The organism is Streptomyces sp. M41(2017) (genome assembly GCF_002078175.1).
GTDB lineage: Bacteria > Actinomycetota > Actinomycetes > Streptomycetales > Streptomycetaceae > Streptomyces.
Map to the genome: position 1 here is coordinate 2,081,161 of NZ_MWFK01000002.1, position 14,966 is coordinate 2,096,126.

Here is a 14,966-nt window from a genome sequence, read left to right on the forward strand (position 1 = left end):
AAAGGGGATGCGTGGACCCCAACAAGGTTCACAGCCAGGGAAGTTGTGGATTCTCGGGGCGCCCGCGGGAGAGGTGACCGCGCCTGGGGCGGGGGCGGCGGAAGGGGTGCGGAACCCGGACCGAGGCCGCGCCGCTCACCCGTCGGCCCCGGCTTTCGGAGACTCGGCCCGACGGGCTCCGGACCGGCGCACGTCGAGCCCCTGCGCCGGTGCGCGCGCCGGTGCGAGAGCCGCCACGAGCGCTCCGACGGCCGCGACGCCGGCGGAGACCCACAGCGCGGGGCCGCAGCCGTCGACGAACCGCTCGGCCGAGCCGTATCCCCCGTACCGGGTGAACACCGCCGCGGCGACGGCGATCCCGAAGACTCCGCCGAGTTCGCGCAGCGCGTTGTTGACGCCGGCGGCGACCCCCGCGTCGGCGGGCGGGACCGACGAGGTCACCGCGTTGGCGACGGTGGGGAAGACCATCGAGATGCCGACGCCCGCGACGATCAGCGGAAGGACCAGCCGCCCGTAGGCCACGCCCGGTTCGACCTGCCACGCCAGCAGACCGAGACCGGCGGCCTGGAGGGCGAGCCCGCCGAGCATGAAGGGCCGGTTGCCGAACCGGTCGGCGAGCGCGCCGGCGAGCGGGGCCACCGCCAGTGGCATGCCGGTCCACACCAGGATGCGGACACCGGCCTGCAACGGCGAGTTCCCGAGCCCCAGTTGGAACAGCTGCGTGATCATGAACAGGGAACCGAGCAGCGACATGAAGGTCAGGAAGGCGACGCCGTTGGCGGTGGAGAAGGCCCGCCTGCGGAAGTACCCGAGGGGCAGCATCGGGTAGCGCGCCCGCGACCGCTCCCAGCCGAGGAAGGCCGCCGTGAAGAACGCTCCCACGGCCAGTGCGCCCAGCACCTCGGCGCTCCCCCAGCCCGCCTGCGGGGCGCGCACCGGCGCCCAGGCGAGTCCGGTCAGTCCGACGGCCGCCAACAGCATTCCCACGATGTCGAGTTGTGGACGCGGCCCGTGGCTCTCGCGCAGTTTCAGCGCGGCCAGGGGCAGCATCACCAACCCGGTGGGCACGTTCAGCCAGAAGATCCACTGCCAGGACAGGCCCTCGGTGACGGCCCCGCCGAGGACGGGTCCCGCCGCCACCCCGAGGCCGGTCACCCCGCCCCACACGCCGATGGCCACGCCCCGCTTCTCGGCCGGGAACGCCTCGCTGATCAGGGTCAGGGTGAGCGGCAGCAGGACGGCCGCGCCGGCGCCCTGGAGCACTCGCGCGCCGATGAGCTGTCCCGGGCCCCCGGACAGCGCCGCGAGCGCCGAGGCCAGGGTGAAGACGGCGAGTCCGGCGACGTACATGCGCCGCCTGCCGAAGCGGTCGCCGAGCGCGGCACCGGTCAGGGTGAGGCAGGCGAACACGAGGTTGTACGCGTTGATCGTCCATTCCAGGTCGGACAGGCTCGCCCCGAAGTCGGCCCGCAGCGAGGGCAGCGCGGTGGCCACGACGACCACGTCCAGGGAGCAGAGCAGCGCCCCCAGTCCGGCGAGCACGACGGTCCACGCACGGCGTGCGGGCACGGGCGTCGGCTGCTGGACGGGGGCGCGGGCGGTGGTGTCGGTCATGACGGTTCCTTCCGTGAGGATCACTCACGGAAGACGGACCGGCGCCGCCCCGGAAAGGAATCGTGGCCGGGGCCGCGTCCCAGGAAGGCGAGGAGCACGTCGCCCGGCCCGGCCCCGGCGGGGACCGCGACCGGATCGGCGAACCGCACCCCGCGGTCGGCGTCCGCCACCACGACCGGCGCGAGGGGCAGCAGGTCCGCCGCGAGCGCGGCCGGTATCGGCCGGGGGCGGCCGCACGCCTGCGTCACGTCCCAGCCGTGCACCGCGATCTCCAGGGCGCCGACCGCCGCCAGCAGCCCCAGGTCGAGGCAGCGGTCGCCCACGGCGGGGGCGGCCGGCGCGGCGGACACGGCGGCCCAGGCCCCGAGGAGTGCCCCGGCCCGCGCCCGGAAGGCGCACACCGGATCGGCGGCGGGCACGGCGGGGCACAGCCCGACCCGGCCCTCGGCGACCCCTTCGTGGAGCGCGTCCAGCGAGTCGTCGAGATGCCGGAGCAGTTCCCCGAGGTCCCACTCCGCGCACGGCGTCGGGCGGCCGAGATCCGCGCGCGGGACGGCGGCGACCCCGCCCAGCGCGTAGGCGAGGGAACGCTCCAGCAGCTCACCGGGGTTCACGCGAGCACCCCGGGCAGCCCGAACCCGGGGAACCTCTCGGGGTCCAGGAACACGGTGAGCCGTGCGACGGCCCCCTCCTCGACGGTGAGCACCTGCACCGAGTGCGCCCGCAGCACCCCGTCGGCACCGGATTCGTACGCGGCCACGGCGGGCTGCCCGTTGGCCCGGACCGGCAGCATGCGGATCCATCCCGGCGCGCGGCCGGAGAGCACCCGTACCCGCAGGAAGCGCAGGACGTCCTTCTTGCCGCTGAACCACTCCAGATGGGGCGGCATCTCCAGCTCGACGCCGTCCCTCAGCAGTCCGAGCAGCGCCTCCATGTCGGCGTTCTCGAAGGCCCGCATGTACCGGTCGAGCAGTTCGCGGTCGTCGGCCCCGTCGGGCTCGACCACCAGGTCCTCCTCCGGTGCGACCTCGTCGAGGCGGGCACGCGCGCGCTGGAGGGTGCTCTTGACCGCCGCGGTCGAGGTGTCGAGCACGGCGGCGACCTCGGACGCCCGCCAGGCCAGCACGTCCCGCAGGATCAGCACGGCCCGCTGCCGCGCGGGCAGGTTCTGCAGCGCGGCGACCAGCGCGAGCCGCAGGGTGCCGCGCGCGGCGACGACCGTCGCCGGGTCGAGGAGCGAGTCGGGCAGCGGCTGGAGCCAGGGGACGTCCGTCGCCGGGGCCCTCAGCGGGCCCTCCGGCGCGTCTCCCGGCCCGCCGAGCCCGGTGGGCAGCGGACGCCGTCCCCGCCCCTCCAGGGCCGTCAGGCAGGTGTTGGTGGCGATCCGGTAGAGCCAGGTGCGCAGGGACGCCCGGCCCTCGTACCCCTCGTAGGAGCGCCAGGCCCGCAGGTACGTCTCCTGGACCAGGTCCTCCGCGTCGTCGGCCGAACCGAGCATGCGGTAGCAGTGCGCGAGCAGCTCCCGCCGGTACGGGTCGGTCAGCCGGACGAACTCGTCACGGTCCGTCGTCGCGGTCATCGCCGCTCCCTTCGTCGCACCCGGCGCACGTCGGCACACCGGTGGTCCGTTCACCGGTACAGACCGGCGGGGCGGCGAAAACGAATCGGCCGGCCCCGGAGAAGTTCCGGAACCGGCCGTCGTACGCGCGAGGCGTGGGGCGGTGAGCCGTGCGCCCGCCCGCCGGAGGCTAGAGGCCGACCTCGGCCATCAGCATGCCGACCTCGGTGTTGGACAGGCGGCGCAGCCAGCCCGACTTCTGGTCGCCCAGCGTGATCGGGCCGAAGGAGACGCGCACCAGCTTGTCGACCGGGAAGCCGGCCTCGGCGAGCATGCGGCGCACGATGTGCTTGCGGCCCTCGTGCAGGGTCACCTCGACGAGGTAGTTCTTGCCGGTCTGCTCGACGACGCGGAAGTGGTCCGCCTTGGCGTACCCGTCCTCCAGCTGGATGCCGTCCTTGAGCCGCTTGCCCAGGTCCCGCGGGATCGGGCCGACGATGTGCGCGAGGTAGACCTTCTTCACGCCGTACTTCGGGTGGGTCAGCCGGTGCGCGAGCTCACCGTGGTTGGTGAGCAGGATGACACCCTCGGTCTCGGTGTCGAGCCGGCCGACGTGGAAGAGCCGCGTCTCACGGTTCGTCACGTAGTCGCCGAGGCACTGACGGCCCTCGTTGTCCTCCATGGTGGAGACGACACCGGCGGGCTTGTTCAGCGAGAAGAACTGGTACGACTGCGTCGCGACCGTGAGGCCGTCGACCTTGATCTCGTCCTTCTCCGGGTCGACGCGCAGACCCTGCTCCAGGACGATCTCGCCGTTGACCTCGACCCTGGCCTGGTCGACCAGCTCCTCGCAGGCACGCCGCGAACCGTAGCCCGCTCGCGCGAGGATCTTCTGGAGACGCTCGCCCTCCTCCTCGGCACCCGGGAAGGTCTTGGGGAGCTTGATGTCGGGCTTGCCCGCGTACCGGTCGCGGTTGCGCTCCTCGGTCCGCGTCTCGTACTCACGGGAGCGCGAGGGCTCCGTGCGGCCGCCGCGCTGCTGACTCTGCTTGGGGCCGCCCTTGGCGCCGCCGCGCGCCGAGGCGCCGCGCCCGGACTTCGGGCCCTCGTGCGTGCCGCCGGGGCCTACGTCGTAGCGACGCTCCTCGGGACGGGGCTTGCTGGGACGCTTCGGCTGGTCGTCGCTCCTCGGCTGGGAGCCGGCTCCGCGCGATCCCGCGCTCCCGCCGGCCCCACGCGAACCGCCGGCCCCACGGGGGCCGCCGCCTCCGCCGGTCCCACGCGGACCGCCGCCGCTTCCGCGCGCACCGCCGTTCCCGCCGGACCCACGCGAGCTGCCGCTCCCGCCGGTTCCCCGCGGGTTGCCGCGCCCGCTGTTCCTGCCGCTGCCACTGCCACTGCTTCGCATCAAAGTTCCGTCGTCGTCGTGTCGTCTGCGTCTGTATCCGGTGCATCCGGATCGAACGACGGGACCCCTTCCAGCGTCTCTGCTTCGATCGCGTCCGCCTCGGGGAGGAAGGGCGCGAGCTCCGGGAGCTCGTCCAGACCGCGCAGGCCCATTCGCTCCAGGAAGTAGTTCGTCGTCGTGTACAGGATCGCACCTGTTTCGGGTTCCGCGCCCGCCTCCTCCACCAGACCCCGCTGGAGAAGGGTGCGCATCACGCCGTCGCAGTTGACTCCGCGGACCGCGGAGACCCTGGATCGGCTGACCGGCTGGCGGTACGCGACGACGGCGAGCGTCTCCAGTGCCGCCTGGGTGAGACGGGCCTGCTGCCCGTCCAGGACGAAGCGCTCGACGGCGGCCGCGTACTCGGGCCGGGTGTAGAAACGCCAGCCGCCGGCGATCAGCCGCAGCTCGAATCCGCGCCCCTGGACGGTGTAGTCGTCGGCCAGCGCGCGCAGGGCGTCCGCGATCTGCCGCTTGGGCCGCTCCAGTATTTTCGCGAGGTGCTCCTCGGTCGCCGGTTCGTCGACGACCATCAGGACAGCCTCCAGCGCGGGCCTGAGGTCGAGGTCGGCGACGGTGCGCGGCCCCGCGGGGGTCTCCATGGTGTCCTCGCTCACGCCTTCTCCTCCTCGGCTTCCCCGGGCTTCCCGCCCGCCCGCCTGTTCCCGTCGTCCAGCGGCTCCGGGGGCCGGTCGAACTCGTCCGTCACCCTCGGCCGGTCCTCGCCCTCGCCGCCCGTCCAGCGCACCATCAGGTCCCCGAGGGCCTCTTCCTGGTCCAGGGCGACGGCCTTCTCCCGGTAGAGCTCCAGCAGGGCCAGGAAGCGGGCGACGACGGTGAGGGTGTCGTCGGTGTCCTCGACCAGCGCCCGGAAACTGGCCTCGCCCAGTTCCCTCAGCCGCGCCACCACGATCCCCGCCTGCTCCTGCACGCTGACGAGCGGAGCGTGGATGTGGTCGACGTAGACCTGCGGCCTGGGTCTGGGCTGCATGGCCTTCACGGCGAGCCGTGCGAAGCCCTCCGGCCCGATGCTGATGACCACCTCGGGCAGCAGCGCCGCGTGGTGCGCCTCCAGACCGACGGTACGGGGGTAGCGGCGGCCCTCCTCTTCGAGCCGGGCGTTGAAGATGTCGGCGATCTGCTTGTACGCGCGGTACTGGAGCAGCCGTGCGAACAGCAGGTCCCGTGCCTCCAGGAGGGCCAGGTCGCCCTCGTCCTCGACCTCGGCGGTCGGCAGCAGGCGGGCGGCCTTCAGATCGAGCAGGGTGGCCGCGACGACCAGGAACTCGGTCGTCTGGTCGAGGTCCCAGTCCGTGCCCATCGCCCGGATGTGCGCCATGAACTCGTCGGTCACCTTCGACAGAGCGACCTCGGTGACGTCGAGCTTGTGCTTCGAGATGAGCTGGAGCAGCAGGTCGAAGGGCCCCTCGAAGTTCGAGAGCCGCACCTTGAAGACCCCGTCGTCCACGGGGTCGACGGGCTCGACGGCATCGGCACCGTCGGTGACGGCGATCGGTCCGGAGACGTCGCCGCCCGCTGTCCCGGCCCCGCCGGGAGCGGTGACGGGCGAGCCGGATCCGGCCGCGCCCGCCCGACCCGGTACCGCCGTAGCGTCACCGGGCGCGCGCGCAGGCAGGGCGGACGGGGCGCCGGGCGCGGGCGGGACCGCGGTCCGGGCGGCGACCGCGACGGGGCCGTCGTCGGACTCCGCGGCGGGTCCGGCGGGACGCACGAAGGGCTCGGCCCCGGCTCCGCTCGCACCGGCGGAGCGGTCGGACCCGGCAGACCCCGCGAACCCCGGAAGGGCCTCCGCGGCCTCCGCGGGCCCCTGGAGCGCCTCGGAGAGTCCGGCCGGACTCGCGGGCCCGGCGGACGCGCCGGAGCCCTCTGGGGCCACCTCAGGCGGTTCGGCGGGGTTCCCGTGTCGGACGCCGGGCGCCTGGTGTGCTCCCGGGGCCTCGACGTCCTCGACCTCCTCGGCGGAGGGGCGCACCGGGGCCGGCGGCTGCCCGGGAGGCGGCTCGGCAGGTCCGGCCGACGGGCCGGACGGTTCCGGGGACGGTGGCGGCTGGGCCCCACCGGGCGCCGGTGCCGTGCCCGGCCCTCGCCCCAGCGCACGCCGACGGCCGCCGGAGGCGGCGGTCGGAGGCGGGTCGTTCGAGGTCATAGCCGTCGCAGGCTACCGCTACCGCCCGCGCAGCCGTCGTACGAGGATGCTCGCGTCCCCGCGCGATTCCAGATCGGCGAGGACGACGGCGACCGCCTCGCGGACGATCCGCCCGCGGTCGACGGCGAGCCCGTGCTCACCGCGGAGCACCAGGCGGGCGTGTTCGAGGTCCATCAGTTCCTCGGCGGACACGTACACCGTGATCTTCTCGTCGTGCCGTTCCCGCCCGCTGGGCCGCCGGTTGGCGGCCGCCCGACCGCGTTTGCGGGACGACTGTCCCGCTCCGGCGGGGGCGGCAGAACCTTCCTGCGCCTGCGGGCGCCGCCCCGAACGGTCCGGGGCACCGCCCCGGCTGCGGGACTCCCCCGCGTCGGACGACTCGGCACCGGCGGCGACATGTTCGTCGCCCTCGCCGTCACCGCCCTGGACGGGCACCGCGTGCGGTGCGTCCTCCCCGGCGGCCGCCGCGTCGCTCTCACCGGCCGGAGCCGGCACCCGGGCCTCGCCGTTGGTCCGGCGCGAGGGCGTGGACGACTGGAGCGCCATTCCCCCGGTGGTACGGAACAGTTCGTCGGCCCCCGGCAGACTCACTCGGCGTGACACCGGGCGAGCACCTCCCTGGCGAGCTGGCGATAGGCGGCGGCACCGACGGAGTTGGAGGCGTACGTGGTGATCGGCTCGCCGGCGACGGTGGTCTCCGGGAAGCGGACGGTCCGGCCGATCACGGTGTGGTAGACGTGATCGTCGAAGGCCTCGACGACGCGCGCGAGCACCTCACGGCTGTGCACCGTGCGGGAGTCGTACATCGTCGCGAGGATGCCGTCGAGTTCCAGCTCGGGGTTGAGCCGCTCCTGGACCTTCTCGATGGTCTCCGTGAGCAGCGCGACACCGCGCAGCGCGAAGAACTCGCACTCCAGCGGCACGATCACCTTGTGGGCGGCCGTCAGCGCGTTCACGGTGAGCAGACCGAGCGAGGGCTGACAGTCGATCACGATGTAGTCGTAGTCGGCCATCAGCGGCTTCAGGGCCCGCTGGAGCGTGGACTCGCGCGCGACCTCGCTCACCAACTGCACCTCGGCGGCGGACAGGTCGATGTTGCTGGGCAGCAGGTCCATGTTCGGGACCGCCGTCTTCAGGAGCACCTCGTCGGCCGCCATGCCCCGCTCCATGAGCAGGTTGTAGACGGTGAGGTCGAGCTCCATCGGGTTGACGCCGAGTCCCACGGACAGCGCGCCCTGCGGGTCGAAGTCGACGAGGAGCACGCGGCGGCCGTACTCGGCGAGCGCCGCGCCCAGGTTGATGGTCGACGTGGTCTTGCCCACGCCGCCCTTCTGGTTGCACATCGCGATGATCGTCGCGGGGCCGTGGCTGGTCAGCGGACCCGGGATCGGGAAGTAGGGCAGGGGCCGCCCCGTCGGGCCGATGCGCTCGCGGCGCTGGCGGGCCGCGTCGGGCGCGAGCGTGGCCGCGTACTCCGGATCGGGCTCGTACTCGGCATCGGGGTCGTAGAAGTGCCCCTCGGGCAGTTCGTCGTAGTCGGCGAAGTGGGTGTGGTTCTCGCCACTTCCGTTGCCGGCCATGGCGTTCACGTGATGGCCATCCATGCTCTGGTGTGCTGGCTGGGTCAGCCCTGTTCTACGGGGACTCTGGTGGGCCGCGAAGGTGCGGACAGCGACGGAGCCGACAGCCTCGAGCCCCGTGGGGCTCTGGCCCCGCGCCGGCATTCCTGGTTGACCACCCCCGGGAGTAAATGTCGACTCATTCACAAGTCGTCTTACCTCCTTGGTGACCAGGAAACTTCTAGATAGGTCAGCGTGGCACCATGCCGACGGTTGGCGACTCTATGGCGTGTCACCGCTCCGCAGCAACACAATCCGCCGGACCCGACCCGATGTGTCGGCAACCGAACACCCCTCTGTCAAGGGCGTAAGGCCGTCGCACAGCAGGTTTCACCGGTGTGCGAATCGGTTAAAGAGTTACGTTCGTGGCGAGTTGAACGAGTGTCGCAAAGTGACCCGACACACACCCGGCCGGACCTTGTCGGGCAAGGTCCGGCCGGGTGCGCGGTGTTGACGACCTGTGTTGACGTATCGCCTTTTGTCAGCCCGGAGTCGACCGCGAATGTCGACTCTCGACGCCTGCGCGGGCCCTAGCTGAGCAGGCTCTCCAGGGAGACGTGCTCCAGGCCGTGGGCCTCGGCGACCTCGCGGTAAACGACCTTGCCGTCATGGGTGTTGAGGCCCTTGGCCAGGGCGTTGTCGCGGCGCAGCGCCTCGACCCAGCCGCGGTTGGCGAGCTCGACGATGTACGGGAGCGTCGCGTTCGTCAGCGCGTACGTCGAGGTGTTGGGCACCGCGCCGGGCATGTTGGCCACGCAGTAGAAGACCGAGTTGTGGACCGGGAAGGTCGGCTCGGCGTGCGTGGTGGGACGCGAGTCCTCGAAGCAGCCGCCCTGGTCGATCGCGATGTCGACAAGGACACTTCCCGGCTTCATCCGCGACACGAGCTCGTTGGTGACCAGCTTCGGGGCCTTGGCACCCGGGATGAGCACGGCACCGATCACGAGGTCGGCCTCGAGGCAGGCCTTCTCCAGCTCGAAGGTGTTGGAGACGACGGTCTGGATCTTCGTGCCGAAGATCTTGTCCGCCTCCTTGAGCTTGTTGATGTCGCGGTCGAGCAGGGTCACGTGGAAGCCCATGCCGATGGCGATCTGCGCGGCGTTCCAGCCGGAGACGCCGCCGCCGATGACGACGGCCTTGGCGGCGAGCACGCCCGGGACACCGCCCGGCAGGACGCCGCGGCCGCCGTTGGCGCGCATCAGCTGGTAGGCGCCGACCTGCGGGGCCAGCCGGCCCGCGACCTCGGACATCGGGGCGAGCAGCGGCAGCGCGCGGCTCGGGAGCTCGACGGTCTCGTACGCGATCGCCGTGGTGCCCGACTCCAGCAGGGCGTCCGTGCACTCCTTGGAGGCGGCGAGGTGCAGGTACGTGAAGAGCGTCTGGTCCTTGCGCAGGCGGTGGTACTCCTCCGCGATCGGCTCCTTGACCTTGAGCAGCAGGTCGGCGGCGGCCCAGACCTCGTCGGCGGTGCCGAGGATCTGCGCACCGGCGGAGACGTACTCCTCGTCCGTGATCGAGGAGCCGACACCGGCGTTCTGCTCGACGACGACCTGGTGGCCGTGGCGCACCAGCTCGTGCACGCCGGCGGGGGTGATGGCCACCCGGAACTCGTTGTTCTTGACCTCGCGGGGGATGCCGACCTTCACGTCGATCACGGTCCTTGGCTCAGAGGGTTCGGGGCTATGCACGCCGAGGCGATGCAAGCCAGGCGATGCATGTCATACCCGGCATACGGGAGCACACCGGGAGACACCACGGAAGAACGCGGCGGAGCCAGTCTAATGAAGGGATTCTTTCTGTCTAGCCTTTCAATGCATCAATCTTCAGCGGATGCACTACGGATTTCGCAGGCATTAGCGTCCTGTTCCGGGTCGATTGCGCTCTCCGGGAGCTCTTCTCCCAGCATGCGCTCGGCGGCGGCGCGGTGCAGCCGGGCGGCCGCCGGGTCGCCGAGCCGGTCCAGGGTGTCGGCCAGCCGGAGCTGCAGCGCGGCCTGCAGCCGTACGTCGTCCGCGCGACGCGCCCACTCGACGGCCTCCTGGCAGGTGCGCAACGACTCCTCGGGCCGCCCCGCGTACTCCTGGACACGCGCGGTCTCGCTCAACGCGCGTGCCTGCGCGGCGACATCGCCGTTCTTGCGATGCCCGGCGACGGCGGAGCGCCAGTTGACCAGCGCCTCGCCGTAGCGGCCCGCGTAGGTGTGCGCGGTGGCGAGGCGTCCGTACAGCCGGGCGGCGTCCACCCGCTCACCGCGGGCGAGGCGCTCGGCGAGGGCCCGGCCGTACCAGTCGGCGGCCCGGTCGTAGTCGCCCAGCTCCTGGTGGGCACCGCCTACGGATTCCATCGCGCGGCCGGTCGCGTACGGGTCGTTCGCCTCGCGTCCGGCGTCCAGCGCGGCCCGGTAGCGGGCGAGGGCATCGGTGCTCCGGCCGGTCTGCGCGTCGAGGTCGGCGAGGTTCAACAGGGCCGCGGCCTTCTCGCGGGGCAGCTTCCGGCGCTCGGCGACGTCCAGGACGAGCCGGTGGATGCCGTACAGCTCGGGAGCGGCGGCCTGGGTACCGAAGTGCGCGACCATGGCCCGCACCAGGGCGGCCATCAGACGCCGGGCGAGGGTGTCCAGCTCCCCGTCCGCCACCGCGAGCCGGGCGGAGGCGAGCAGCGCGGGCTTGCGGACGGTCAGCCACTCCTCGGCCGCCCGGGGGCTCGGGAAGCGCAGGGCGCGCGGCATCCCGGCGAGTTTCTCCTGGGCGGGCGAGCTGTCGGTCTCGGTGATGGCGCGGCAGGACACCAGCAGCCGTACGGTCCGCTCCAGCATCCGGGCACGGGCGAGCTGCACCTCGGCGGGACGGTCGTGGGCCTCGACGAGTCCCTGGAGGAGCGGCTGGAGGCAGCCGGGGACCTCGTACTGGGGCAGCGGGCCGGGGACGTGGAGGAGGCCGAGCGCGGCGAAGTCGTCGAGCGTGGTGCGCGCGGCCTGGACCGAGCAGCCCGCGAGCGCGGAGGCCGTGTGCGGGTCCACCAGGCCCGCGGGCGCGAGGGAGAGCAGGCGCAGTATCCGCGCGGCCGTGCTCGGCAGCGAGGTGTAGGCGAGCCGGAAGACGCGGGCCAGCGCGGTGCCGTCCTCGCCCTCGGAACGCAGGTGCTTGGAGAGGTCGGCGACGGCGGACGCCGGGCGTGCGGCGAGCCAGCCGCCGGCGAGCACCAGGGCGGCCGGCTGACCGGCGCAGAGCTCGACCAGTCCCTCGGCGGCGAGCGGGTCCACGGTGATGCGCACCGAGCCGGTGAAGTGGCCGAGGAGTTCGAGGGCGGACTTGGTGTCCAGACCGCCGAGGGTGCAGGGGCGGACGTCCGCGATCCCGGTCAGCGGTCCCTCGGACACGGCGACGACCAGGCAGTCCGGGGAGTCGGGCAGCACCGCGTCGACCTGTTCGGCGTCGGCCGCGTCGTCGAGCACGAGGACCGCCCGGCGGACGGCGAGGGCCTCGCGCAGCCGTTCGCCGAGATCGTCCGCGCCGGCTCCGGGAGGCGTCGGCAGTCCGAGCGCGGTCAGCAGCTCACGGGCGGTGGACTCGGTGGGCACGGGGGTGCCGTCGGGTTCGGTGAGCCGGGCTCGCAGTATGCCGTCGGGGTAACTCTCGGCGACCTGCCCGGCGAGTTCGGCGGCGAGCGCGGTGCGGCCCGATCCGGGTTTGCCGGCGATCAGGAGAACCCGCGCGCGGGGTGCCTTGCGGCCGGACAACGTGTCCAGCCCCGCGCGTTCGATGTCGGCCCGGAGTTCCTTCAACTCTCTGGTACGGCCCAGGAACTGACTCTCCGTAGGAGCGGACCCGGCAGCCGGTCGCCGCCCCTTGGCCGACACCTTCGTGCCGCCGTCGTCCACTGCCTGATCCGCCACGGGCCACACTCCCGTTCCACTGCGCGCGCAAGCCCGCCGGGACTCCGGTTCGGGCGTTTCCAGAGCCTAGTTCACGCTCTGCGACGATCCGGGAGGAGCGCGGCGGGGACGTCCCCCGATCGGATCAGGCGATCGTAGGACCGGCGCCTCCGGACGGGTGGGTGTTCCGCGTCCGGAGGGGTGGCGGGAGGAACCGGTGTCAGGCCTCGAAGGGGCGCGCCGGCCAGGGCGCCTCCGCGGGACGCAGTGCGTCCAGCCCGTCGCCCTGCCGCGCCGCGACGAGCGAGAGGACGCCCACGACCAGGCAGTTGTTGTGCAGCTCGCCGGCGAGGACACCGCGGACGAGGTCGTCGAGGGGAACGCGGGCCAGCTCCATGTCGGCCTCCTCGTCCTCGACGTCGAACCGCTCGCCCTCCGCCTCGGAGAGGTCACGGGCGAGGAAGATGCGCACGGCCTCGTCGCAGCCGCCGGGCGTGGTGTACACGTCGGTCAGCACACGCCAGTTCTCCGCCTTGACGTGCGCCTCCTCGTACAGCTCGCGCTGGGCGGCGTGCAGCGGGTTCTCACCGGGGATGTCGAGCAGGCCCGCCGGGATCTCCCACAGCTTCTGCCGCACGGGGTGGCGGTACTGGCGCAGCACCAGCACCCGGCCCTCGTCGTCGAGGGCGAGCACGGCCACGGAGCCCGGGTGGACCTGGTAGTCGCGGCGGACGACGGACCCGTCGGGCATGACCACGTCGTCGGTGCGTACCGAGGTCTTGTTGCCCTTGAAGGGGGTCTCGGTCGCCCGGACCTCCCACTCCTCGGGGGTGTCCTTGATCGTCATGGTCTGTCCTCCCACACGTGCCCAAAGAAGCCGGTCCGTCGACGGAGCCGGGGCGCGCGACCTGCGGTTTCACCCGCGGGTCGGCACCCCGGCCACCGTACAACCCTTGTGTTACCTGCCCGTCTTGCGCTCCACCGCGGCCTTGACCAGGCCCGCGAAGAGCGGGTGCGGCCGGGTCGGGCGGGAGCGCAGCTCGGGGTGCGCCTGGGTCGCGACGAGGTACGGGTGGACGTCGCGCGGGTACTCGACGTACTCGACGAGCTTGCCGTCGGGGGAAAGACCGGAGAACTGCAGACCGGCCTTCTTCTCCAGCTCGGCGCGGTAGGCGTTGTTCACCTCGTAGCGGTGACGGTGGCGCTCCTCGACGTACTCCTTGCCGTCGTACACCTCGCGCACGATCGAGCCCTCGGCGAGCTTGGCCGGATACATGCCCAGCCGCATGGTGCCGCCCATGTCGCCCTCGCCGGCGACGATGTCGAGCTGCTCGGCCATCGTGGAGATGACCGGGTGGCCGGTGGCGGAGTCGAACTCGGTGGAGTTGGCGTCCGGGATGTCGGCCAGGTTCCGCGCGGCCTCGATCACGATGCACTGCAGGCCGAGGCAGAGGCCGAGCAGCGGGATCCCGTTCTCGCGGGCGTACTGGATGGCGCCGACCTTGCCGGACACGCCGCGGTCGCCGAAGCCGCCGGGGATGCAGATCGCGTCGACGTCCCCGAGCTGGGCCGCGGCACCCGCGGGGGTCTTGCAGTCGTCGGAGGTGACCCACTTGATCTTGACGCGGGCCTTGTTCGCGAACCCGCCGGCGCGCAGCGCCTCGGTGACCGAGAGGTAGGCGTCGGGCAGGTCGATGTACTTGCCGACGAGCGCCATGGTGATCTCGTGGACGGGGTTGTGGACGCGGTCGAGCAGGTCGTCCCAGGTCGTCCAGTCCACGTCGCGGAACGGCAGGTCCAGCTTGCGGACGACGTAGGCGTCCAGGCCCTCGGTGTGCAGGACCTTCGGGATGTCGTAGATCGACTTGGCGTCGATCGCCGCGACCACGGCGGCCTCGTCCACGTCGCACATCAGCGAGATCTTGCGCTTGATGGCGGTGGGCACCTCGCGGTCGGCGCGCAGGACGATCGCGTCCGGCTGGATACCGATGTTGCGGAGCGCCGCCACCGAGTGCTGGGTGGGCTTCGTCTTCAGCTCGCCGGACGGGCCGATGTACGGGAGGAGCGAGATGTGCACGACGAACACGTTGTCGCGGCCGACCTCGTGGCGGACCTGGCGGACCGTCTCCAGGAAGGGCAGGGACTCGATGTCGCCGACCGTGCCGCCGACCTCGGTGATGACGACGTCGACGTCGTCCGTGGCCATACGGCGGATGCGGTGCTTGATCTCGTTGGTGATGTGCGGGATGACCTGCACCGTGTCGCCCAGGTACTCGCCGCGCCGCTCCTTGGCGATGACGGTGGAGTACACCTGACCGGTGGTGACGTTGGCCGAGCCGTCGAGGTCGACGTCGAGGAAGCGCTCGTAGTGACCGATGTCCAGGTCCGTCTCGGCGCCGTCGTTCGTGACGAACACCTCACCGTGCTGGAACGGGTTCATCGTGCCCGGGTCGACGTTCAGGTACGGGTCGAGCTTCTGCATCGTGACCCGCAGACCCCGCGCCTTGAGCAGCGCGCCCAGGCTGGAGGCCGTCAGTCCCTTGCCGAGGGAGGAGGCGACACCCCCGGTGACGAAGATGTGCTTGGTCGTCGTGGCAGTGCTGTTTCGGAAAGCAGCGGGCGGCATGGCCAAGAGGGGGCTCCCGTGGTCGCGGTCTGGGGTGCGTACCGGCGTGGGGTCCGGAGAT

At 72.2% G+C, this 14,966-nt stretch carries 12 protein-coding genes; all 12 read right to left on the minus strand.

Translation table 11 applies throughout. The features are described 5' to 3' along the window. Positions 1-135: 135 nt before the first annotated feature. The 12 genes from B0675_RS34990 to B0675_RS35045 all read right to left on the minus strand — a co-directional run bounded on the left by B0675_RS34990 (position 136) and on the right by B0675_RS35045 (position 14,905). On the minus strand, positions 136-1,614 hold the full coding sequence (locus tag B0675_RS34990) for an MFS transporter (RefSeq protein ID WP_081223616.1): 1,479 nt from the start codon (positions 1,612-1,614) through the stop codon (positions 136-138). Between the two features lie 20 nt (positions 1,615-1,634). Further along, positions 1,635-2,228, minus strand: coding sequence for a TIGR03086 family metal-binding protein (locus B0675_RS34995; protein WP_081223617.1), 594 nt, complete (start codon positions 2,226-2,228; stop codon positions 1,635-1,637). Continuing rightward, positions 2,225-3,193: a sigma-70 family RNA polymerase sigma factor gene (locus B0675_RS35000; RefSeq protein WP_081223618.1), complete on the minus strand. Its 969-nt coding sequence runs from the start codon at positions 3,191-3,193 to the stop codon at positions 2,225-2,227. The genes B0675_RS34995 and B0675_RS35000 overlap by 4 nt, the downstream gene beginning before the upstream one ends. A gap of 169 nt (positions 3,194-3,362) precedes the next feature. After that, a complete protein-coding gene (locus tag B0675_RS35005) occupies positions 3,363-4,580 on the minus strand; it encodes a pseudouridine synthase (RefSeq protein WP_081223619.1) in 1,218 nt (405 codons plus the stop codon). After that, entirely contained in the window at positions 4,580-5,236 is a 657-nt protein-coding gene (scpB, locus tag B0675_RS35010; RefSeq protein ID WP_081223620.1) for an SMC-Scp complex subunit ScpB, read from the minus strand. The genes B0675_RS35005 and scpB overlap by 1 nt, the downstream gene beginning before the upstream one ends. Further along, positions 5,233-6,516, minus strand: a complete 1,284-nt coding sequence (locus B0675_RS41610) for a segregation/condensation protein A (protein ID WP_347110795.1) — start codon at positions 6,514-6,516, stop codon at positions 5,233-5,235. The genes scpB and B0675_RS41610 overlap by 4 nt, the downstream gene beginning before the upstream one ends. A 288-nt stretch (positions 6,517-6,804) precedes the next feature. Next, positions 6,805-7,389 carry a hypothetical protein gene (locus B0675_RS35020; protein WP_081223622.1) on the minus strand — a complete coding sequence of 195 codons (585 nt, stop codon included), beginning with the start codon at positions 7,387-7,389 and terminating at the stop codon, positions 6,805-6,807. Next, positions 7,374-8,510, minus strand: a complete 1,137-nt coding sequence (locus B0675_RS35025; RefSeq protein WP_081223623.1) for a ParA family protein — start codon at positions 8,508-8,510, stop codon at positions 7,374-7,376. The genes B0675_RS35020 and B0675_RS35025 overlap by 16 nt, the downstream gene beginning before the upstream one ends. Positions 8,511-8,935: 425 nt before the next feature. Continuing rightward, a complete protein-coding gene (ald, locus tag B0675_RS35030; protein ID WP_179165498.1) occupies positions 8,936-10,060 on the minus strand; it encodes an alanine dehydrogenase in 1,125 nt (374 codons plus the stop codon). Between the two features lie 161 nt (positions 10,061-10,221). After that, complete coding sequence (locus B0675_RS35035; RefSeq protein ID WP_081224057.1) at positions 10,222-12,300, minus strand: tetratricopeptide repeat protein; 2,079 nt, start codon at positions 12,298-12,300, stop codon at positions 10,222-10,224. A gap of 199 nt (positions 12,301-12,499) precedes the next feature. Continuing rightward, positions 12,500-13,126, minus strand: a complete 627-nt coding sequence (locus tag B0675_RS35040; RefSeq protein WP_081223624.1) for an NUDIX hydrolase — start codon at positions 13,124-13,126, stop codon at positions 12,500-12,502. Positions 13,127-13,237: 111 nt separating this feature from the next. Continuing rightward, entirely contained in the window at positions 13,238-14,905 is a 1,668-nt protein-coding gene (locus B0675_RS35045; RefSeq protein WP_081223625.1) for a CTP synthase, read from the minus strand. Positions 14,906-14,966 lie beyond the last annotated feature (61 nt).

Excerpts from the sequence above, each read along its gene's own strand:
- B0675_RS35000 (WP_081223618.1), bottom strand. The coding sequence starts at position 3,193 with ATGACCGCGACGACGGACCGTGACGAGTTCGTCCGGCTGACCGACCCG.
- B0675_RS35005 (WP_081223619.1), bottom strand. The coding sequence starts at position 4,580 with ATGCGAAGCAGTGGCAGTGGCAGCGGCAGGAACAGCGGGCGCGGCAAC.
- B0675_RS35045 (WP_081223625.1), bottom strand. The coding sequence starts at position 14,905 with ATGCCGCCCGCTGCTTTCCGAAACAGCACTGCCACGACGACCAAGCAC.
- B0675_RS35025 (WP_081223623.1), bottom strand. The coding sequence starts at position 8,510 with ATGCCGGCGCGGGGCCAGAGCCCCACGGGGCTCGAGGCTGTCGGCTCC.
- B0675_RS34990 (WP_081223616.1), bottom strand. The coding sequence starts at position 1,614 with ATGACCGACACCACCGCCCGCGCCCCCGTCCAGCAGCCGACGCCCGTG.
- B0675_RS35040 (WP_081223624.1), bottom strand. The coding sequence starts at position 13,126 with ATGACGATCAAGGACACCCCCGAGGAGTGGGAGGTCCGGGCGACCGAG.